Source organism: Kitasatospora sp. NPDC056076, from assembly GCF_042266305.1.
Classification (GTDB): Bacteria; Actinomycetota; Actinomycetes; order Streptomycetales; family Streptomycetaceae; genus Kitasatospora.
The window spans coordinates 1-18,976 of sequence record NZ_JBHJWG010000081.1 but is presented as its reverse complement, the minus strand read 5'-3'; the positions used below and the strand labels follow the sequence as shown (position 1 = coordinate 18,976).

Below are 18,976 nucleotides of genomic sequence, written 5' to 3'. Positions count from 1 at the left end.
CCACCCCACAGGGTCGGCGGTCCGAAAATCACCCAGCCGCCGGAGCACCCACCCCCGGAACCGCCCCCGGACCCACCCACCCTCCCGAAAGCCCCCCACCCAACAACAGCCCCGCGCAGCGCCCCCCCCACCCGGAATGCCCCCCACCCCTCATGGGGTTGGATACACCCATGGCATCTCGTGCACGCGTACGCGCCCCCGAACTGGTCGGAGCAGGCGGCTGGCTGAACACCGGCGGCAAGGACCTCACCCTCGCCGACTTCCGGGGCAAGATCACCGTCCTGGACTTCTGGACCTTCTGCTGCATCAACTGTCTGCACGTCCTGGACGAGCTCCGCGAGCTGGAGGAGCGGCACCGCGACACCGTGGTGATCGTCGGGGTGCACTCGCCCAAGTTCGTGCACGAGGCCGACCACCAGGCCGTGGTGGACGCCGTCGCCCGGTACGAGGTGCACCACCCGGTGCTGGACGACCCGGAGCTGGCGACCTGGAAGCAGTACGCCGTCCGCGCCTGGCCGACGCTCGTGGTGATCGACCCCGAGGGCTACGTGGTGGCCCAGCACGCCGGTGAGGGCCACGCGCACGCGATCGCGCGCCTGGTGGCCGAGCTGGAGGCGGAGCACGGGGCCAAGGGCACGCTGCGCCGCGGCGACGGCCCGTACGTGCCGCCGGAGCCGAGCAGCGAGGACCTCAAGTTCCCCGGCAAGGCGGTGCGGCTGCCGAACGGCCACTTCCTGGTGGCCGACTCCGGCCACCACTCGCTGGTCGAGCTGGCCGAGGACGGCGAGACGGTGGTGCGCCGGATCGGTGACGGGCAGCGCGGCCTGGTGGACGGCGCCGACCCGCGGTTCAGCGAGCCGCAGGGCCTGGCGCTGCTGCCGGAGGGCCACGACTACGACGTGGTCGTCGCGGACACCGTGAACCACGCGCTGCGCGGGGTGCGGCTGGCCGACGGCAGCGTGACCACCCTGGCGGGCACCGGCCGCCAGTGGTGGCAGGGCACGCCGACCGAGGGTCCGGCCCGCGAGGTGGACCTCTCCTCGCCGTGGGACGTCGCCTGGTTCGACGGCAAGGTGTGGATCGCGATGGCGGGCGTGCACCAGCTGTGGGCGTACGACCCGGCGGCCGGCACGGTCGCCGTGGCGGCCGGCACCACCAACGAGGGCCTGGTGGACAACCCGGTCGCGGAGGCCTGGTTCGCCCAGCCGTCCGGCCTCGCGGTCTCCGCGGACGGCGAGCGGCTCTGGGTCGCCGACTCGGAGACCTCCGCGCTGCGCTTCGTTTCACGTGAAACGGGGACGGTCGAAACGGCCGTCGGGACCGGGCTGTTCGACTTCGGCCACCGGGACGGCGCCGCCGACCAGGCCCTGTTCCAGCACCCGCTGGGCGTCACCGTGCTGCCGGACGGCTCGGTGGCCGTCAGCGACACCTACAACCACGCGCTGCGCCGCTTCGACCCGGCGAGCGGCGAGGTCACCACGCTGGCCACCGACCTGCGCGAGCCCTCCGGGGCGGTGCTGGTCGACGGCGACATCGTGGTCATCGAGTCGGCCCGGCACCGGCTGACCCGGCTGCGGCTGCCGGAGGAGGCGGTGCGGGTGGAGTCGGTGGCGCACCGCACCCAGCGCGCGGCCACCGAGGTCGCCCCGGGCGCCCTGCGGCTGGACGTGGTGTTCGAGGCCCCGAGCGGCCAGAAGCTGGACGAGCGCTACGGCCCGTCCACCCGGCTGCTGGTCAGCTCGACCCCGCCCGAGCTGCTGGTCTCCGGTGCGGGCGCGGACTCCGCCCTCTCCCGCGAGCTGGTGCTCTCCGCCGAGGTGACCGAGGGCGTGCTGCACGTCTCGGCGATGGCCGCCTCCTGCGACGACGACCCGGAGATCGAGTACCCGGCCTGCCACGTGCACCAGCAGGACTGGGGCGTGCCGGTGAAACTGGTCGCCGACGGCGTGCGCCGCCTCCCGCTGGTCCTGGCGGGCATGGAGTAACCGGGCAAGATGCGAAGGGGCCCGCCGGCGGACCGGCGGGCCCCTTCGCGGCTACGTGCTCAGCCCTCCAGGAAGGCCTTGATCGCGCTGGCCAGCAGGTACGGGTCCTCGGCCCCGCACAGCTCGCGCGCGGAGTGCATGGACAGCGCCGCGATGCCGCAGTCCACCGTCTTGATGCCCAGCCGCGCCGCGGTGATCGGACCGATCGTCGTCCCGCAGGGCATCGCGTTGTTGGACACGAAGCTCTGCCACGGCACGCCGGCCTTCTCGCAGGCGGCCGCGAACACCGCCCGGCCGACCCCGTCGGTCGCGTAGCGGTTGTTGACGTTGACCTTGAGGATCGGCCCGTTGTTCGGCAGCGGGTGGTGGCCCGGCTCGTGCCGCTCGGAGTAGTTCGGGTGGACGGCGTGGCCCATGTCCGAGGACAGGCAGACGGTGCCGGCCAGCGCCCGGGCGCGGTCCTCCGGGGAGCCGCCGCGGGCGTACACCGTCCGGTCCAGCACGTTGCCGAGCAGCGGGCTCTGCGCGCCGGTGTCCGACTCGCTGCCGGTCTCCTCGTGGTCGAAGGCGGCCAGCACCGGGATGTACGGCAGCTCCACCTCGCCCCCGGCGGCGGCGACGGCCACGGCGGCCAGCGCGGCGGTGGCCGCGTGCACCGAGAGCAGGTTGTCCAGCCGCGGGCCGGCCAGCAGCTCGCGGTCACGGCCCAGGTACGAGGCGGGCTGGACGTCGTGGGTCATCAGGTCCCAGCCGGCCACCTCCTCGGCGGCCAGTCCGGCCCGCTCGGCGACGTAGCCGATCAGCGAGCCCTCGTCGACCGGGCCGAGGCCCCAGATCGGGGTGACGTGCCGCTGCCGGTCCAGCTTCATGCCGTCGTTGACCTGGCGGTCCAGGTGGATGGCGAGCTGGGGCACGCGCAGCAGCGGCTCGTCCAGCTGGACGAGCCGCGCGCTGCCGTCCTTCAACGCGAGTCTGCCGGACAGGCCGAGGTCACGGTCCAGCCAGGTGTTCAGCGGCACCCCGCCGTAGATCTCCACCGCGACCTGCCGCCACCCGGCGGAGCCGGTGTCGGGGACCGGCTTCACGCGCAGGTTGGGCGAGTCGGTGTGGGTGCCGACGATCCGGAACGGCGTCTCCGGCCCCGCCCCCTCCGGCAGGTACCAGGCGATCAGCGCACCACCGCGGATCAGGTAGCGCCCGCCGGCCGCCGCGTCCCAGGCGTCCGCTTCCGCGACCTGACGGAACCCCGCCTTCTCCAGGCGCTCGGCGGCGCTCGCGACCGCGTGGTACGGGGACGGCGAGGTGCCGAGGAACGCGATCAGATCGTCGGTGTGCGTCCGGTCGAAGAAGGCCCGGCGGGCGGCGGTCGACATACTGCTCCAGGGTCGAGGGAGGGCCGAAGCCGGATGGGGGATCGGCTTCGCACCTTGAGCATATGCCCGTACACGGACATGGCATTCGGGACCGGGCAACGGTTTCGGAACACCGGCGCGATCCCGAACCCGCCTCCCACCGGCCCTTCTTCACGCCCTGGTCCGACCCGGTCGCACACCGTCAGCGGAGCCCCGGCCGCGGCCGCGCCGCACGGGCCCGCCGCGCACCGAAAAGCCGGGAACCCCCACCCGCGCCCGACCGCCGGGTGATAACACTCGTCGCAGTGAAGTCCTCGGGGAGAGGGATGAGTTGACCACGACGACGAAGACCGCCGACGGCACCGCCGACCCGCCGCCTCCCCCGCCCGCCCCGTCGCGGGCCGCGCGGCGGCGGCGGGCGCTGCTGGGGGTGGCGCTGGCCGCCGCGCTGGTGGCGGTGGGCGGGGTGGGGGCGGCGGCGCTGGTGAAGTCCCCGGCGGAGCGGGCCGCGCGGACCGCTCCGCCGCCGAACAGCCTGCTGACCGCGCCGGTGGTCAGCCGGGTGCTGACGCCCTCGACGGTCGCCCGCGCGGTGGTGTACCCGCCCGCGCAGTTCGACGTGGTCCCGACCGCGGCCTCGGCCGAGGTGACCGGCCTGTTCGTCTCGAAGCTGGGCGTGCGGCAGGGGGACCTGGCGGTGGCCGGGAGGCTGCTCGCCGAGGTGTCCGGGCAGCCGCTGTTCGCCCTGCCCGGACCGGTGCCCGCGTACCGCGACCTCAAGCCGGGCAGCACCGGCCCCGACGTGGCCGAACTCCAGTCCGCACTGGCCGGGTTGGGGCACGGGAGCGGCGAGGACGACCAGGGCTCGTACGGGCCCGGCACCGCCGCCGCGGTGACGGAGTTCTACCGCGCGCTCGGCTACCCGGTGCCGACCACCGGTGCCACCACCCAGCAGGCCGTGGACACCGCGCGGAAGGCGGTCGACGCCGACCGGCAGACGGTGGACGGCCTCACCGCACAGAAGGAGGCGGGCGCCACCGCACCGCCCCCGACCCCGGCCCCGACCCAGCAGCCCCGGCAGCCCCGGCCCCCCACCGGCGACCTCGACCGGCAACTCGCCGACGCCAGGAAGCAGTTGGCAGACGACCGGGCCGCCCTCGGCAAGGCCGAGGCCGTCAACGGACCGATGGTCCCGGCCGCCCACGTGCTGTTCCTGCCCGCCCTCCCGGCCACCGTCACCGCCGTCAACGGCGCGGTCGGCTCGCCGGTCTCCGGCGCCCTGCTGTCGCTCACCAGCGGCGGCCTGGCCGTCACCGGCCAGCTGACCCCGGCCCAGGCGGCCGGCGTCCGGCCGGGCATGGCCGTCGAGCTGCTCGCCGAGGACTCCGGCACCACCGCCCCCGGCACCGTCGCCCAGGTCGGCGCCCCGACCACCGCTGCCCCGGCCGGCAAGGTGATCACCCTGGGCGGCTCGGGCGCGCCGGCGGGCTCCGGCCCCGCCCGGCCCGGCGCAGTACCCCCCGGCGCCGCGGGCCCGGCCGCCGGAGCGCCCGACAACCAGCCGGGCGGCCAGAGTTACGTACCGGTCACGATCACCCCGGACGCCCCGCTGCCCGCCGCCCTGAACGGCAGGAACGTCCGCCTCACCGTCCTGAGGGCCAAGGCCGGCGCCCCCGTCACGGCCGTCCCGGTCGCCGCGGTCTCCACCGACGCGGCGGGCCGGACCTCCGTCACCCGGGTGGATCCCGCCGGGAACCGCACCACCGTCCCGGTCGCCACCGGCGTCACCGCGGACGGCCTGGTGGCCGTCACCCCGGCCGAGGGCGCCCGGCTGCGCGACGGCGACCAGGTGGTGGTCGGCAAGTGACCCCGCCGGCGACGGACTCCCCCGCCGCACCGCCCGTCATCGCCCTGCACGGCGTCGGCCGCACCCACCCCGGCCGCCCGCCCGTCGTCGCCCTGCACCCCACCGACCTGACCGTCCACCGCGGCGAGTACCTGGCCGTCACCGGCCCGTCCGGCTCCGGCAAGTCCACCCTGCTGCACCTGCTCGGCCTGCTCGACACCCCCACCGGCGGCCGCTACGAGCTGGACGGCATCGACACCGCCGGCCTGCGCGACCGGGACCGCTCGGCCCTGCGCGGGCACCGGATCGGCTTCGTCTTCCAGTCCTTCCACCTGCTCCCGCACCGCACCGCCGAGGAGAACGTCCTCCTCGCCCAGGTCTACAACCGCACCCCGCGCCGCGCCCGCCGCGCCGCCGCGCTGGCGGCGCTGCGCCTGGTCGGCCTCGGCCACCGCACGGACGCGCTGCCCGGCACCCTGTCCGGCGGCGAGCGCCAGCGGGTGGCGATCGCCCGCGCCCTGGTGAACCGGCCCAGCCTGCTGCTGTGCGACGAGCCGACCGGCAACCTGGACCCGGCCAACGCCGCGGCGGTGCTGGACCGGTTCGACGCCCTGCACGCCGAGGGCTTCACCCTGCTGGTGATCACCCACGACCCCGCCGTGGCCGCCCGAGCCGACCGCCGGGTCCTGCTCCGCGACGGCCGCCTGACCGTGCCCGAGGTGGTCTGAGTGGCCCGCCCCACGCCCCCCGGACCGTCCTCCCGCCTCAGCCCCCGCGACCTGCTCTCCGAGGCGCTCTCCGGCCTCCTGCAGCGCCCCGGCCGCTCGGCGCTGACCCTGCTCGGCACCGTGCTGGGCATCGGCGCCTTCGTCGCCGTCCTGGGCCTGACCGCGACCGCCACCGGCCGGATCGACGAGCGGTTCAGCCTGACCAGGGCCACCACCGTGACCGTCACCGACCAGCCGCGCACCGACGGCGTCGCCCCCGGCACCAACCCGCCGAGCGACTTCCCCGCCGACGCCGACCGCCGGATCGCCGCGATCGACGGCGTACGGGCCGGCGGCGTCTGGTGGCCGGTGCCCGGCACCCCGACGCTCTCCCGCCGCCCGGACGGCCCCGACGAGGGCGCCGGACTGTCCGTCCTGGCCGCCACCCCGGGCGCGGTCGCCGCGATGGAGCCGACCCTGACCGCCGGGGTCACCCTGGACGCGTTCGTCCAGGACACCGCACAGCCGGTGGTGCTGCTCAGCGAGGCCGCCGCCGCACGCCTCGGGGTGAGCCGTCTGGACGCCCAGCCGGCGGTCTTCATCGACCGCCTCCCGTACACCGTCGTCGGCGTCTACGCGGACGTCCGGCGCGGGCCGGGTGCCCTGCTGAGCCTGATCGTCCCGGCCGGCACGGCCTTGGAGCACTTCGGCAACCCGGCCCCGCAGCCGGACCGCGGCGCCCAGGGCCTGGTCGCCACCCGGATCGGCGCGGCGCCCGTGGTGGCGGCCCAACTCCCGCTCGCCCTGCGACCGGACGCCCCGACCGCGTTCACCGCCGTCCCGCCGCCGGACCCGCACGGCCTCCAGGACACGGTGGCCTCCGACCTGACCGGCCTGTTCCTGGCCCTGGCCGGGATCTGCCTGCTGGTCGGCGCCGTCGGCATCGCCAACACCACGCTGGTCGCCGTCCTGGAACGGACCGCGGAGATCGGCCTGCGCCGCTCGCTGGGCGCCCGCACCGGCCACATCGCGGCCCAGTTCCTCACCGAGTCGACGGCCCTGGGCACCCTCGGCGGCCTGATCGGCACCGGCCTCGGCGTGGTCACGGTGGTCGGCGTGGCCGCCGCCCGGGACTGGACCGCCGTCCTCCAGCCCGCCACCACCCTGCCCGCCCCCCTGATCGGCACCGCCGTCGGCCTCCTCGCCGGCCTCTACCCGGCCCTGCGCGCGGCCCGCACCGACCCCCTCCAGGCCCTGCACGGCACCTAGGACGGCACCTGGAGCGGCACCTGGGGCGGCACGGGAAACGCCGAAGGGCCCGGTGGCAGCCGGGCCCTTCGGTGTGAGGGTGTCGTCAGGCGGTTCAGAAGAGGAGGGCGCAGGCCTTAGAAGGCCTCCTCCGCCAGCTCCATGATCTCGTTGTCGATGCCCTCGGCGATCGCCCGCTGGGGGGCGATGGTCGGGAGGACGTTCTTGGCGAAGAAGCGGGCGGCCGCGACCTTGCCCTGGTAGAACGGCACGTCCTTCTCGGAGGCGCCGGCCTCCAGCTTGGCCAGGGCCACCGCGGCCTGGCGCAGCAGCAGCCAGCCGACCACGACGTCGCCGGAGACCATCAGCAGGCGGGTGGTGTTGAGGCCCACCTTGTACATGTTCTTGACGTCCTGCTCGACCGAGGTCAGGTCGGCGATGAGCTTGCCGACGATGGCCTCCAGGTCGCCGGCGGCCTTGGCGAGCAGCTCGCGCTCGGCGGCCAGGGCGTCGCCGCCCTCGGCGGAGCCGAGGAACTTCTGGATCTGCTCGTTGAGGGCGGTGAGCGCCTGGCCACCGTCCTTGACGATCTTGCGGAAGAAGAAGTCCTGGCCCTGGATGGCGGTGGTGCCCTCGTACAGGGTGTCGATCTTGGCGTCGCGGATGTACTGCTCGATCGGGTACTCCTGCAGGTAGCCGGAGCCACCGAAGGTCTGCAGGGACTGGGCGAGCTGCTCGTAGGACTTCTCCGAGCCGTAGCCCTTGACGATCGGGAGCAGGAAGTCGTTGAGGCGCTCGGCGGCCTCGTCCTTCTCGCCGCGCAGCTTGGCGGCCATCATGTCGTCCTGGACGGACGCGGTGTACAGGACCAGCGCGCGCATGCCCTCGGCGTAGGCCTTCTGGGTCAGCAGCGAGCGGCGCACGTCCGGGTGGTGGGTGATGGTGACGCGCGGGGCGGTCTTGTCCAGGAACTGGGAGATGTCGGCACCCTGCACGCGCTCCTTGGCGTACTCCAGGGCGTTCAGGTAGCCGGTGGAGAGGGTGGCGATGGCCTTCGTGCCGACCATCATCCGGGCGAACTCGATGATCTTGAACATCTGGCGGATGCCGTCGACCTTCTCGCCCAGCAGCCAGCCCTTGGCCGGGTGCTTGGCACCGAAGGTCATCTCGCAGGTGTTCGAGGCCTTGAGGCCCATCTTGTGCTCGACGTTGGTGGCGTAGACGCCGTTGCGCTCGCCCAGCTCGCCGGTCTCCCAGTCGAAGTCGAACTTGGGGACGATGAACAGACCGAGGCCCTTGGTGCCCGGCTTGCCGCCCTCGGGGCGGGCCAGCACCATGTGGATGATGTTCTCGGACATGTCGTGCTCACCTGAGGTGATGAAGCGCTTGACGCCCTCGATGTGCCAGGAGCCGTCCTCCTGCTGGATCGCCTTGGTGCGGCCGGCGCCCACGTCGGAGCCCGCGTCGGGCTCGGTGAGGACCATGGTGGAGCCCCACAGGCGGTCGGTCATCCGCTTGGCGACCTCGAGCTGCTCCTCGGTGCCCTCCTCGGCGATGACGCCGGCGAAGGCCGGGCCGGAGGAGTACATCCAGATGGCGGGGTTGGAGCCCAGGATCTGCTCGGCGAAGGCCCAGATCAGCGAGTTCGGGGTGACCTGGCCGCCGATGGACTCCGGGATGCCCAGGCGCCACCACTCGGCGTCCATGAAGGTCTGGTAGCTCTTCTTGAACGTGGCCGGGACCGGGGCGGTGTTGGTCTCCGGGTCGAAGACCGGCGGGTTGCGGTCGGCGTCGACGAAGGACGCGGCGAGGTCGTTCTCGGCGAGGCGGGCGATCTCGCTGAGGATGTTCTTCGCGGTCTCGACGTCCATGTCCGCGAACGGCCCGGTGCCGTACACCTGGTCGCGACCGAACACCTCGAAGAGGTTGAACTCCACGTCCCGCAGGTTGGACTTGTAGTGACCCATGGCCGTTTTCTCCGGTTCGTCGCTTCCGGGAGACCGCCGCGTTTCGGGCGCCCCGTACCCACCAGTAGGCATCATGATGCTACCCAGCGGTAACTTGGGCAAGCCCCCGGCGGTGAATCCGGTATGAACGTGGTCACGTCCCACAAGCCGGGGCGACCACTCCTTGTCAGGATCGACGCCAGCGCGGGCGGGTGCGCTCCCGCTAGCCTGTCCGTGTGTACGGATATGACCAGAACGCATACCCGGGTGACCCCTACCAGCAGCAGGCGGGTCCGCAGCCGGGCATGAACGGCATGCCCGGACCGGACGCGTACGGCACCCAGGGGCAGGCACCCCAGCAGTCGCTGTACCCCGAGCCCTCCCCGCCGTCCCTGGCGGACGCGGTGCGCGCCTTCACCACGGGCTCGATGGCGGTCGAGGACTTCCAGGCCATCTTCATCACCTCGAAGGTGCACTGCCCGCGCGGCGAGCGCCCCGGCTTCCTGGCACTGCACAACACCCCGACGCCGGTGATCCCGATGTTCAGCTCGCTCAAGGAGCTGCGCCGCTACGCGGGCAAGGACTCCAAGCACTTCACCGTCACCGGCGCCGAGGTGCTGGACCTGCTGCCGACCGGCTACGGCTTCGCGCTGGACATGGAGGGCGAGCACCGGATGGTGTTCGACGCCAAGGCCGTGGAGCAGATGGTCGACTTCACCATGCGCCGGATGTACGGCTGACCCATCCTGGACCAGGAGCCCCGCGCTCCTTCGTCACCACATAGTTCAACTTTCAACTTGCTTGTTGTTGAGGATTGAACTATTCTCGTGGACGTAGGCCAGAGAACCCCCCTCGAAGGAGGCCGACATGCCCGCCGTGACCGTCGACAACCCGCTGACCCTCCCGCGCGTCACCACGCCGGACCAGACCGTCGCCACCCCGCGGCCGGTGCTCACCGTCGCCACCGCCCCCGAGGGCTTCGAGGGCGAGGGCTTCCCGGTCCGCCGCGCCTTCGCCAAGATCAACCAGAAGTACCTCGACCCGTTCATCATGATGGACCAGATGGGCGAGGTGGACTACGCGGCCGGCGAGCCGAAGGGGACCCCCTGGCACCCGCACCGCGGCTTCGAGACCGTCACCTACATCATTGACGGAACGTTCATCCACCGGGACTCGCACGGCGGTGGCGGCACGATCACCGACGGCGACACCCAGTGGATGACCGCCGGCTCCGGCCTCCTGCACATCGAGACCCCGCCGGAGTCCCTGGTGAGGTCCGGCGGCCTCTTCCACGGCCTCCAGCTCTGGGTGAACCTGCCCGCCTCGGACAAGATGATCACCCCGAAGTACCAGGACATCCGCGGCGGCAGCGTCAAGCTGCTCGGCTCCGAGGACGGCGGCGCGCTGCTCCGGGTGATCGCCGGCGAGCTGGACGGCCACCAGGGCCCGGGCACCACCTTCACCCCGATCACCATGATCCACGCGTCGGTCAACCCCGGCGCCCAGGTCACCCTGCCCTGGCGCGCCGACTTCAACGCCCTCGCCTACGGCCTCGCGGGCAACGGTTCGGCCGGTGCCGAGCGCCGTCCCTTCCACCGGGGCCAGGCCGTCGTCTTCGGCGACGGCGACTCGATCACCATCCGCGCCGACGAGAAGCAGGACTCCCGCGACAACAACTTCGAGGTGGTCCTCCTCGGCGGCCTCCCGATCCGCGAGCCCGTCGCCCACTACGGCCCGTTCGTGATGAACAGCCACCGCGAACTCCAGCAGGCCATGGAGGACTTCCAGGCCGGCCGCCTCGGCACCATCCCCACCGACGCCCACTGACGCCCACGGGCACCCACGGACGTCGGCACACCCGAAGGGCCCGGACCGCTACGGTCCGGGCCCTTCGCCATGTTCGTACCGGAAGCCTCCGGAGTCCCATCCTCCCCTTGTCGCACGGGTGTTGACACCTGCTCCGAGCGTCTCCCCATAATGTCGATTGGTCTGAACCATTGGCCAAATTGGTCGAGACCACCACGGGAGGAAACCCACCATGCGCCGTACCGTCCGGCGGCTCGCCGTACTCGCCGTACTCGCCTCGACACCGCTGATCGCCCTGACCGGTGCCACCGCGGCCGAGGCCCGGCCGACCATCGACACCAGCTCGTACTCCGTCTACGACGGGACGGGCACCTGCTCGATCAACGTGCACTTCTACTACAGCTCGCACTGGTACGTGCAGTACGACCTGATCAACCACGGCAACGGGACCCAGGGCTGCGAAGCCGGCGCGTACACCAGCGACCAGGGCTGGGTCGGCCACATCACCGGCGGCAGCTTCTCCACCAGCGACGACCCCTCCCGCTACGTGCAGCCGTGGGTGCAGAAGGTCGGCGACTCGTCCAGCTTCCGCTGGGGCCAGAACCGCTGACCCGCACCACCCACCCCGCACCACCCGGGCGGCACCGCCTGAGCAACACCGCCCGGGCAGCACCGCCTGAGCAGCGCCTCCGCCGGCTACAGCAACGCGTAGACGGCGGAGGCGTCGTCGTGGGTCTTGCCGCGCGGCCAGCGCTCGCAGCCCGCGTCCGCCCGCTCCACCTCGCGGACCTGGGCGATCAGCTCACCCGGACCGGACTCGGCGAGCAGCTGCAGCACGTCCCCCCAACTGCCCAGCCCGAAGCGCTCGGTGTAGCGCGAGGCGCCGTCGGTGAGGGCGGCCAGCGCGTGCAGCCGGTCCAGCCGGACGAAGCCGGTCTCGGCGTGCTCGGCGGCCCGCGGACTGGCGGCGGCGATCCACGGACCGGTGCCCCGGTTCCGGGCGGCGCGCACCGCCAGCGCGTACTCCAGGTGCAGCGCGGCCCGCTCGGCCGACCCCGGGACGGTCGCCCAGACCTGGCGGCGCAGCCCCTCCCCGCCGGGGAAGCGCTGGTTGTCGCCGATCACCTTGGGCGGGCCGTCCTTGAACTCCAGCACCAGCAGCGAGTCCCCGAGCACCAGGTACTCCAGCGACTCGCCGTGCCGCCGGGCCGCGACCACCATCGCCGCGGGCGTGTTGGCGTGGCCGAGGTCGCAGCGGCCGCCGTGCAGCGCGGCCGTCTCCACGATGGCGTCGGCCAGGCACTCGGCGATCGAGCGGTCCACCCGGTCGGTCAGCCGGGCGAGCAGGTGCACCCCCAACCGGCGGACGTACCAGGCGGTTCCGTGCCGGCACCCGGACTCCAGACCGGCCGGCGAACTGGCGCCGTCCAGCAGGACCAGCGCCTCCGGCGAGGCCGCCGCGAAGTCCTCGCTCTCGCGGTCGGGCCGCCGTGCTTCCCCTGCGAGCTGTAGCTGCATCCCGACAGTGTGGCCGCCACCCCCGGCCCGCGCCCAGACCCCTGCGCCGGTGTGGCGCGGGCCGGGGCCGGTTTCCGGTGGCAGCCGGGGCGATTCGGCCATACCGTCGGATAACGACTGGACAATTCGGCCAATCAGGGCCGTCCAGGTTTGGCACCACCTTCGGGTGCCCGGGCGGCCCGGGACTGACGAGGAGCGGAAGATGTTCTGGCAGTTCATCGTGTTGCTCGCCGCCGCGCTCGGCTTTCCGACCGCCGCACTGTTCTTCCTGATCGGCGGACCGCGCTTCCCCGACGAGCGGCGCGGCCCCGACGCGTAACCCCCCGGCCGGACAAGGCCTACGCGCTCCAGGCCGGGTCGCGGCCGAGCAGCGCCAGCGCCCGCTCGAACCGCCCGGCACCGCCGCCGGGCGCCCGCCCCGGTCCGAACGGCCGGCCGGGCCCCCGGAACTCCGGGGTGTCCGGGACGGCCCCGGTCACCGCCAGCAGCGCGCCCGCCAGCTCCTCGTCGCCGTCCACCGCCGCGACCAGCCGCCCGGTGCAGCCGAGCGCCGCGGCGACGTCCCAGCCGTGCACCAGGGTGTCCAGCAGGTGGAAGCCGACGGCCAGGTCGAGCGGGAACGGCTCGTCGGCACGGAGTTCGGGCAGCCAGAGCGCCCGCCCGGCGGCGGCCGCCTCCCGGAAGGCGGCGGTGAGGTCGGCGCCGCTGCGGCGGAAGTCCTCCGCCGGGTCGGCACCCGGTGGGGCGTCCGCGAACAGCGACAGGTCCGGACCGGCGCCCCGGGCGGCCGCGGCGAAGCCCCGGTGCTGGCCGACGCAGTGCGCCAGCAGCGCGCCCAGGGTCCACCCCTCGCACGGGGTGGGCCGGCCCAGCTGCTCCGGCCGGACGGCGGCCACCACCTCGACGGCCGACGCCACGGCCCGCGCGTGCAGTTCGACGATCCTCATGCGGCCGCGACCCCCGTTCCGGCGGCGACGAATCCGATCACCTGGTCCACCACGGCCGGTTCCGCGACGATCCGGCGGTGGCCGAGCCCCCGGGTGACCACCAGGTCGAGCCGCTCCCCGTACGCCCGCTTCAAGCGGTGCGCCTGGCCGAGCGGCACCACGTCGTCGTCCTCGTCGTGCAGCACCAGGACCGGCAGCCCGATCTCCGCCGCCCGGCGCGCGGCGTCGTACCGCTCCCAGACCCCGGCGTCCCCGGCGAAGAGGTCCTGTTCGATGCGGCGGCGCAGCGCCCGCTCGACGGTGGCGTCCAGGCCCAGTCCGGCGCAGAAGGCGGCCGGGAAGAAACCCACCTCGGACACCCCGGAGAGGGCCGCCAGCCGGCCCGCCCGCAGGCCGTCGCCGAGCGCGCCGAAGGCCGCGCAGACGCCCAGCGAGTGCGCCACCACGGCCTCGAACGGCCCGTACCGGTCCTGGAGCCGCAGCGCCAGTTCGCGGTACTCCAGCACGCTGGTGGCGCGGCCGCCGGAGTCGCCGTGGCCCGGCGCGTCGAAGGCCAGGACGCTCAGGCCGAGGGCGCGCAGCCGGGGGACGAAGGGCGCGAAGCGGGACGCCCGGGAGCGCCAGCCGTGCAGCAGCAGGACGGGCCGTTCGCCGCTGCCCCAGCGGTAGCCGACCACGGTTTTCCCGTCGACGGCGAGCGGTTCGCGGGCCGCCCCGTGGTGGACCTCCCGCTCGGCGGGCCGGACCGGGCTGCGCCGCAGCGGGCGCCGGAAGAGTTCGAAGGCCGCCCGGCCGGCCAGGCCGGGGGCGATCCGGGCGGTGGGGTTGAGGGCGGTGCGGATCAGTGCCTGGGCCGGGTCCATCGGGTCTCCCCTGCTCTCTGCGTGCTGCGCTCCCTGGGCCTTGCTCCTTGCTCGGGGCGAGATATTAGCACGACCGTTCGTGCAGTTTTCAGACCACCGCCGGACCTCCGGGCCCACGAACCGACCCACTACCCTGGGCGACACCCCACCGCGACGAGGAACGAGGGCGCACCATGGCCGCACCGACCACGGACGGACGGGTCCTGCGCGGGGAGGAGACCCGCCGGGCCGTCCTGCGCCGCGCCGTCGGGATCGCCTCCGTCGAAGGCCTGGACGCGCTGTCCATCGGCCGCCTCGCCACCGACCTCGGACTCAGCAAGAGCGGCGTCTTCGCCGGCTTCGGCTCCAAGGAGGAGCTCCAGCTCGCCACCGTCCGCGCCGCCCGCCGGATCTTCGCCGACGCCGTCCTCACCCCGGTCGCCGAGATCCCGCCCGGCCTCGCCCGGGCCCGCGCGCTCTGCGAGAGCTGGCTCGCCTACTCCCGCACCCGGGTCTTCCCCGGCGGCTGCTTCTTCTACCAGGTCACCGCCGAGTTCGACGCCCGCCCCGGCGCCGTCCGGGATGCCCTGGCCGGCTGCGCCCGGGAATGGCACGGCACCGTCGTCGAAGCCCTCGCCGGGGCCCGCGACACCGGCGCCCTGCGCCCCGACGCCGACCTCGACGACCTCGCCTTCGCGCTGATCGCCGTCCTGGAGGCGGCCAACGCCCAGGCCGTCCTGCACCAGGACGACGCCCCCTACCAGCGGGCCGGCCGCCTCCTGCCGGGCCTGCTCCGCACCGCCGCCACCGACCCGGCCGACCCCGCGCTCGCCTGAGCCGCCACCCCGTACCCCCCCCGCTACCCCGTACCCGCCGCTACCCCAACGCCCGCTGCCCCAAGGCCCGCTCCAGCACGGCGGCCCCGGCGAGCAGCCGCTCGTCCGCCCCCGCCGCGCCGACCAGTTGGAGACCGAGCGGCAGCCCGTCCGCCGTCCGGCCGGCCGGCAGGCTCACCGCAGGCAGACCGAGGAAGCTCCACGGCAGCGACATCACCCCGTTCCCGGTGTCGTGCAGGCCCTCCGGCGCCCCGCCGGTCGCCGAGGGCGCCAGCCACAGGTCCACCCCGGCGGCGGCCGCCGCCCCGGCCACCCGCTCCCGCAGCCCCTCCCGGAACCGCAGCGCGGCCGCCCGGTCCACCGCCGCGACCCCCTGCCCGACCCGGATGCTCGCCACCGTCTCCGGCCGGTACAGCCCGCCGAAGCGGGCGAACCAGTCGGCGTGGCTGCGGGCCAGCTCGAACCGGTTGACGACCTGCAACTGCCGCACCACCTCGGCGAAGTCGGGGAACAGCGGCACCCTGCGCACCGTCACCCCGGCCCGGACCAGCCGTGCCACCTGCTCCTCGAAGGCCCGCCGCGCGGCCGGCTCCGCCCGCTCCAGGTACGGCCCGTCCGGCACCCCGCACACCGGGGCCGCCGCCTCCCCCTCCCCGGGCCGCCAGTCCTCGCACAGCAGCGGGGCCACCAGTGCCGCGCCCGCCGGATCGGCGGTGAACACACCCAGGGTGTCGAAGCTCGGCGCGTTCGGGACCACGCCCGCGAACAGGATCCGCCCGTACGTCGGCCGGAACCCCACCACCCCGCAGTACGCGGCCGGCCGGATCACCGAACCCACCGTCTGGGTGCCGATCGCCAACGCCACCAGCCCGGCCGCCACCGCCGCCGCCGACCCGCTGCTCGAACCGCCCGGGGTGTGCCCCGGCCGGTGCGGATTGCGGGTCGGGCCCGGGGCGGTCGCGGCGAACTCGGCGGTCACCGTCTTGCCCGCGACCATCGCCCCCGCCGCCAGCAACCGGTCCACCACCACGGCCTGCGGCCCGGCCAGCACACCCGGCGGCAGCGCGGACCCCGCGTGCGTGGGCAGGCCGTCCACGTGCACGATGTCCTTGATCCCCACCGCCACCCCGTACAGCGGCGGCCGCCCGGCCGGCTCCGGGTAGCGTGCGGCCAACTCCCTTGCCCGCGCCCGCAGTCGGTCGTGCCGACCGGGCTCCGCCACGAACGCGTGGAGCAGCGGGTCCACCCGCTCGACCCGCGCGCAGAACCGGTCGACGTACTCGGACAACCCGGGCGTACCGGAGCGCAGCCCCGCGGCCTCGGCGGTCAGCGACCGGGGCCGGACCAGCGATTCCTCCATACCGAGCACCGTAGCGCCCGGCCGCTCACTGGTGCTCGGCCGACAGGTACGGCGTCTCACGCAGGAAGTACGCCCCGCAGGTGTGGCAGCACAGCTCCGGGGTCCGCCCCCAGTCCACCGCCTCCCGCACCGGCGCCCCGGGATCGAGCTCCCGGCCGCACATCGCCACGCTCTGCGACCCCCGGACCACGTGCCACAGCCGCACCCCTCCGGCCTCCCCCTCGGGGCCGAACTCGGCTCGCATCTGGTGCATCATGCCCCCATCGTCCGGCGGCCCCCACGCCCCGGCAACCGGAGCACCCGGCCTCCCGTCCCCGCCCGGAGCACCGGCACCCCACCCCGGTAGGGTACGCGGGCGAACCAGTGCCGACGGCCCGCGCCGAAGCCTCAAATCGCCCAAAACAACCTGTATTTCGCCCAAAGATGGAGCTAGTCGCGTGCGCTCTTCCCGCCTTCTCGCCGCCTCCGCGCTGACGGCACTCGCCCTCTGCGCCACGGCCGGTGCCGCCACCGCGAGCGCCGTCGGGATCACCTCCCCGACCCCGGCCCCGACCGGCACCACGACCGCGACCACCGCCCCGGGCACCCCGGCCCCCGGCACCCCGGCGCCGAGCACCCCCGCGACCGGCACGCCGAGCGCCCCGGTCACCCCCACCGTCAAGCCGGTACCGAAGCCGACCGTCGACAACCGGTGCCACGGCGGCGTCTACCAGAGCGCCCTGCTCAAGGCCACCGGCACCGGCCTGTACGGGACCACCCTGGTCAAGGGCGGACCGGCCGCCGAGGTCACCGTGACCTGGGAGAACAAGAGCGGCGTCGACCTGCCCGTGGTCCACAACTCCCTGTACGTCACGGACGAGTTCGACGGCAACGTCCCGGTCCAGTGGAGCACCGCGTTCTTCGACGTCCAGCTGAACACCGGCGACGGCTGGAAGCCCGCGCAGCTCAACGACCGGAGCCTCATCACGCCCGAGTTCAAGCTGGCCAAGGGCGAGAAGCTCACCTACAAGGTCCGGATCGCCGCCACCGCCAAGGCCCCGGTCGGCCGCTACGGCGCCAACTACGAGGCCGGCTCGGACGCCTTCGACAACGACAAGGTCCCCACCCCGGCCAACAACAAGCCCCAGGCCTGCACCCAGTTCCTCGACGACTACCTGGGCGAGTTCCACGTCGCCGAGGCCGGTGGCGCCACCACCGCGGCCACCGTGCCCGCCGCAGTCGCCACCGCCTCCGCCTCCCCGTCGGCCGGCCCGCACCTGGCCGAGACCGGCAGCTCCTCCAACACCCTGCCGATCGCCCTCGGCGGCGCCGCCGTCCTGGCCGCCGGCGCCGGTACCCTGTTCGTCCTGCGCCGTCGCAAGGCGGGCGCGCACAGCTGATCCCGCGTGAAATGAACCGAGGGGCGCGGACAACCGTTCGGGCCCCTCGGTGGTCTTCCGGGAGAGCGACACCCGACCCCACCGCTGGAGCCCGCCGATGCGTCCCGCCCGCCTTCCCGCCGCCTGCACCCTGCTCGTGCTCACCGCCGGTCCGGCCGCCCTCGCCACGGTCCCCGCGTTCGCCTCCGACACTCCGACCACCGCCCCCGCGACGCCCACCGGGGCACCCACCGGGACGCCTTCCGAGACCACGACGCCGACCCCGGCGCCGACCGCCCCCGCCGACTGCCCGGAAGGCACCACCGCCGACCCGATACCGGCCACCGGCGGCACCGGCACCCCGGGCGAACTCGCCGTCACCTTCACCAACACCAGCACCGCCACGGTGAAGCAGCTCGCCACCACCGTGGCCCTCGCCGACGGCAGCGGCAGCCTCCCGCTGGAACTGCGCGCGGGCGCCGGCGCATGGAAGCCCCTCACCCTCACCGGCACCCCGGCCGACACCGGCGCCTACCAGGTCCCCCAGGGCCAGCGGCTCACCCTCCAGGTCCGGCTCGCCGCCGGCACCCCGCGCGGCGACCACCGCCTCACCTTCACCGCCAGGTCCGAGGTCCTCCCGAGCGGCTCCGCCCCGGCGAAGAAGTACACCTGCCCCCAGCTCACCGCCGCCTACACCGGCACCCTCACCCCCGCCGACCACGCCCAGCCCGCCACCGGCACCACCCCCACCCACCTCGCCGACACCGGCGCCGGCACCGCCACCCGCCCCCTCGCCATCGCCGGCACCACCGCCCTCCTCCTCGGCACCACCCTCCGCCTCCTCACCCGCCGCCGCCCCACCACCGACTGACGGGCACCCGCCCGGACACGCTCAGGACGCAGCGCGCAGCAGGGCGCCGTCCTGCCACTTGAGGATCTTGTCGAAGCTCACGATGGCCCCGCGGAGCGGGTGGTTGCGGAGCTGGACGTGGTCGGTGAGGGCGTGGATGAGGAAGAGGCCGCGGCCGGATTCGGCGGTGAGGTCGGGGAGGGTGTCGAGGTCGACCGGGCGGAGCGTGGGGGCCGCGGGGCGGTGGGGGAGGACGTGGGTGTCGTAGGGGTGGCCGTCGCGGCGGGGGCGGTGGGCGGTGAGGACGCGGGCCGGGACGGTGGCGCGGCCGCGGCGGGGGCGGCGGGGCGCGTGGCCGGCCGGGGCGGGGGCGGC

General features: G+C 74.3%; 17 protein-coding genes and 1 pseudogene. 10 read left to right on the top strand and 8 right to left on the bottom strand.

The genetic code is table 11. From position 1 onward, the window contains the following. The first annotated feature begins 170 nt into the window (after positions 1-170). Entirely contained in the window at positions 171-1,985 is a 1,815-nt protein-coding gene (locus ACFC1T_RS36940; protein ID WP_375896760.1) for an NHL domain-containing thioredoxin family protein, read from the top strand. Between the two features lie 59 nt (positions 1,986-2,044). On the opposite strand, the gene ACFC1T_RS36935 is transcribed toward ACFC1T_RS36940, so the two are convergent. Then, complete coding sequence (locus tag ACFC1T_RS36935; RefSeq protein ID WP_375896757.1) at positions 2,045-3,358, bottom strand: M18 family aminopeptidase; 1,314 nt, start codon at positions 3,356-3,358, stop codon at positions 2,045-2,047. A gap of 310 nt (positions 3,359-3,668) precedes the next feature. On the opposite strand from ACFC1T_RS36935, the gene ACFC1T_RS36930 reads away from it, so the two are divergent. The 3 genes from ACFC1T_RS36930 to ACFC1T_RS36920 are packed head-to-tail and all read left to right on the top strand — an operon-like array spanning position 3,669 to position 7,159. After that, complete coding sequence (locus ACFC1T_RS36930) at positions 3,669-5,204, top strand: peptidoglycan-binding protein (protein ID WP_375896754.1); 1,536 nt, start codon at positions 3,669-3,671, stop codon at positions 5,202-5,204. Next, positions 5,201-5,911 (top strand): ABC transporter ATP-binding protein, encoded by a 711-nt coding sequence (locus ACFC1T_RS36925; RefSeq protein ID WP_375896753.1) that lies wholly within the window; start codon positions 5,201-5,203, stop codon positions 5,909-5,911. Before ACFC1T_RS36930 ends, ACFC1T_RS36925 begins: the two co-directional genes overlap by 4 nt. Then, complete coding sequence (locus tag ACFC1T_RS36920; RefSeq protein ID WP_375896750.1) at positions 5,912-7,159, top strand: ABC transporter permease; 1,248 nt, start codon at positions 5,912-5,914, stop codon at positions 7,157-7,159. A gap of 116 nt (positions 7,160-7,275) precedes the next feature. Here the strand turns inward: ACFC1T_RS36920 and ACFC1T_RS36915 are convergent, their stop codons facing one another. Beyond that, positions 7,276-9,105 (bottom strand): acyl-CoA dehydrogenase, encoded by a 1,830-nt coding sequence (locus ACFC1T_RS36915; protein ID WP_375896748.1) that lies wholly within the window; start codon positions 9,103-9,105, stop codon positions 7,276-7,278. Between the two features lie 215 nt (positions 9,106-9,320). On the opposite strand from ACFC1T_RS36915, the gene ACFC1T_RS36910 reads away from it, so the two are divergent. From ACFC1T_RS36910 to ACFC1T_RS36900, 3 genes are all read left to right on the top strand, one after another. Next, positions 9,321-9,824, top strand: a complete 504-nt coding sequence (locus ACFC1T_RS36910; protein WP_375896745.1) for an SseB family protein — start codon at positions 9,321-9,323, stop codon at positions 9,822-9,824. Between the two features lie 127 nt (positions 9,825-9,951). Next, positions 9,952-10,911, top strand: coding sequence for a pirin family protein (locus tag ACFC1T_RS36905; protein WP_375896743.1), 960 nt, complete (start codon positions 9,952-9,954; stop codon positions 10,909-10,911). A 211-nt stretch (positions 10,912-11,122) separates the two neighbouring features. Further along, positions 11,123-11,500, top strand: a complete 378-nt coding sequence (locus ACFC1T_RS36900) for a hypothetical protein (RefSeq protein WP_375896740.1) — start codon at positions 11,123-11,125, stop codon at positions 11,498-11,500. 86 nt (positions 11,501-11,586) lie between these two features. On the opposite strand, the gene ACFC1T_RS36895 is transcribed toward ACFC1T_RS36900, so the two are convergent. The 3 genes from ACFC1T_RS36895 to ACFC1T_RS36885 all read right to left on the bottom strand — a co-directional run bounded on the left by ACFC1T_RS36895 (position 11,587) and on the right by ACFC1T_RS36885 (position 14,218). After that, complete coding sequence (locus ACFC1T_RS36895; RefSeq protein ID WP_375896737.1) at positions 11,587-12,408, bottom strand: integrase; 822 nt, start codon at positions 12,406-12,408, stop codon at positions 11,587-11,589. A 338-nt stretch (positions 12,409-12,746) separates the two neighbouring features. Next, a complete protein-coding gene (locus ACFC1T_RS36890) occupies positions 12,747-13,355 on the bottom strand; it encodes a TIGR03086 family metal-binding protein (protein ID WP_375896735.1) in 609 nt (202 codons plus the stop codon). Further along, positions 13,352-14,218, bottom strand: coding sequence for an alpha/beta hydrolase (locus ACFC1T_RS36885; protein WP_375896732.1), 867 nt, complete (start codon positions 14,216-14,218; stop codon positions 13,352-13,354). The genes ACFC1T_RS36890 and ACFC1T_RS36885 overlap by 4 nt, the downstream gene beginning before the upstream one ends. A 173-nt stretch (positions 14,219-14,391) precedes the next feature. Here ACFC1T_RS36885 and ACFC1T_RS36880 point away from each other — a divergent pair, with 173 nt between their 5' ends. Continuing rightward, a complete protein-coding gene (locus ACFC1T_RS36880) occupies positions 14,392-15,033 on the top strand; it encodes a TetR/AcrR family transcriptional regulator (protein WP_375896730.1) in 642 nt (213 codons plus the stop codon). Positions 15,034-15,073: 40 nt separating this feature from the next. Here ACFC1T_RS36880 and ACFC1T_RS36875 read toward each other — a convergent pair whose 3' ends face one another. Next, positions 15,074-16,393: an amidase gene (locus tag ACFC1T_RS36875; RefSeq protein WP_375896727.1), complete on the bottom strand. Its 1,320-nt coding sequence runs from the start codon at positions 16,391-16,393 to the stop codon at positions 15,074-15,076. A 25-nt stretch (positions 16,394-16,418) separates the two neighbouring features. Continuing rightward, positions 16,419-16,649: a hypothetical protein gene (locus tag ACFC1T_RS36870; protein ID WP_375896724.1), complete on the bottom strand. Its 231-nt coding sequence runs from the start codon at positions 16,647-16,649 to the stop codon at positions 16,419-16,421. Positions 16,650-16,830: 181 nt separating this feature from the next. Between ACFC1T_RS36870 and ACFC1T_RS36865 the strand changes: the two genes are divergently transcribed. Beyond that, on the top strand, positions 16,831-17,772 hold the full coding sequence (locus ACFC1T_RS36865; protein WP_375896722.1) for an LAETG motif-containing sortase-dependent surface protein: 942 nt from the start codon (positions 16,831-16,833) through the stop codon (positions 17,770-17,772). A 97-nt stretch (positions 17,773-17,869) separates the two neighbouring features. Further along, on the top strand, positions 17,870-18,622 hold the full coding sequence (locus ACFC1T_RS36860) for a hypothetical protein (RefSeq protein WP_375896719.1): 753 nt from the start codon (positions 17,870-17,872) through the stop codon (positions 18,620-18,622). Positions 18,623-18,643: 21 nt separating this feature from the next. On the opposite strand, the pseudogene ACFC1T_RS36855 reads toward ACFC1T_RS36860, so the two are convergent. After that, positions 18,644-18,976 (bottom strand): annotated as a pseudogene (locus ACFC1T_RS36855) (hypothetical protein); the annotation flags it as partial.

Excerpts from the sequence above, each read along its gene's own strand:
- ACFC1T_RS36940 (WP_375896760.1), top strand. The coding sequence starts at position 171 with ATGGCATCTCGTGCACGCGTACGCGCCCCCGAACTGGTCGGAGCAGGC.
- ACFC1T_RS36935 (WP_375896757.1), bottom strand. The coding sequence starts at position 3,358 with ATGTCGACCGCCGCCCGCCGGGCCTTCTTCGACCGGACGCACACCGAC.
- ACFC1T_RS36915 (WP_375896748.1), bottom strand. The coding sequence starts at position 9,105 with ATGGGTCACTACAAGTCCAACCTGCGGGACGTGGAGTTCAACCTCTTC.
- ACFC1T_RS36905 (WP_375896743.1), top strand. The coding sequence starts at position 9,952 with ATGCCCGCCGTGACCGTCGACAACCCGCTGACCCTCCCGCGCGTCACC.
- ACFC1T_RS36900 (WP_375896740.1), top strand. The coding sequence starts at position 11,123 with ATGCGCCGTACCGTCCGGCGGCTCGCCGTACTCGCCGTACTCGCCTCG.
- ACFC1T_RS36895 (WP_375896737.1), bottom strand. The coding sequence starts at position 12,408 with ATGCAGCTACAGCTCGCAGGGGAAGCACGGCGGCCCGACCGCGAGAGC.
- ACFC1T_RS36890 (WP_375896735.1), bottom strand. The coding sequence starts at position 13,355 with ATGAGGATCGTCGAACTGCACGCGCGGGCCGTGGCGTCGGCCGTCGAG.
- ACFC1T_RS36885 (WP_375896732.1), bottom strand. The coding sequence starts at position 14,218 with ATGGACCCGGCCCAGGCACTGATCCGCACCGCCCTCAACCCCACCGCC.
- ACFC1T_RS36880 (WP_375896730.1), top strand. The coding sequence starts at position 14,392 with ATGGCCGCACCGACCACGGACGGACGGGTCCTGCGCGGGGAGGAGACC.
- ACFC1T_RS36875 (WP_375896727.1), bottom strand. The coding sequence starts at position 16,393 with ATGGAGGAATCGCTGGTCCGGCCCCGGTCGCTGACCGCCGAGGCCGCG.
- ACFC1T_RS36870 (WP_375896724.1), bottom strand. The coding sequence starts at position 16,649 with ATGATGCACCAGATGCGAGCCGAGTTCGGCCCCGAGGGGGAGGCCGGA.
- ACFC1T_RS36860 (WP_375896719.1), top strand. The coding sequence starts at position 17,870 with ATGCGTCCCGCCCGCCTTCCCGCCGCCTGCACCCTGCTCGTGCTCACC.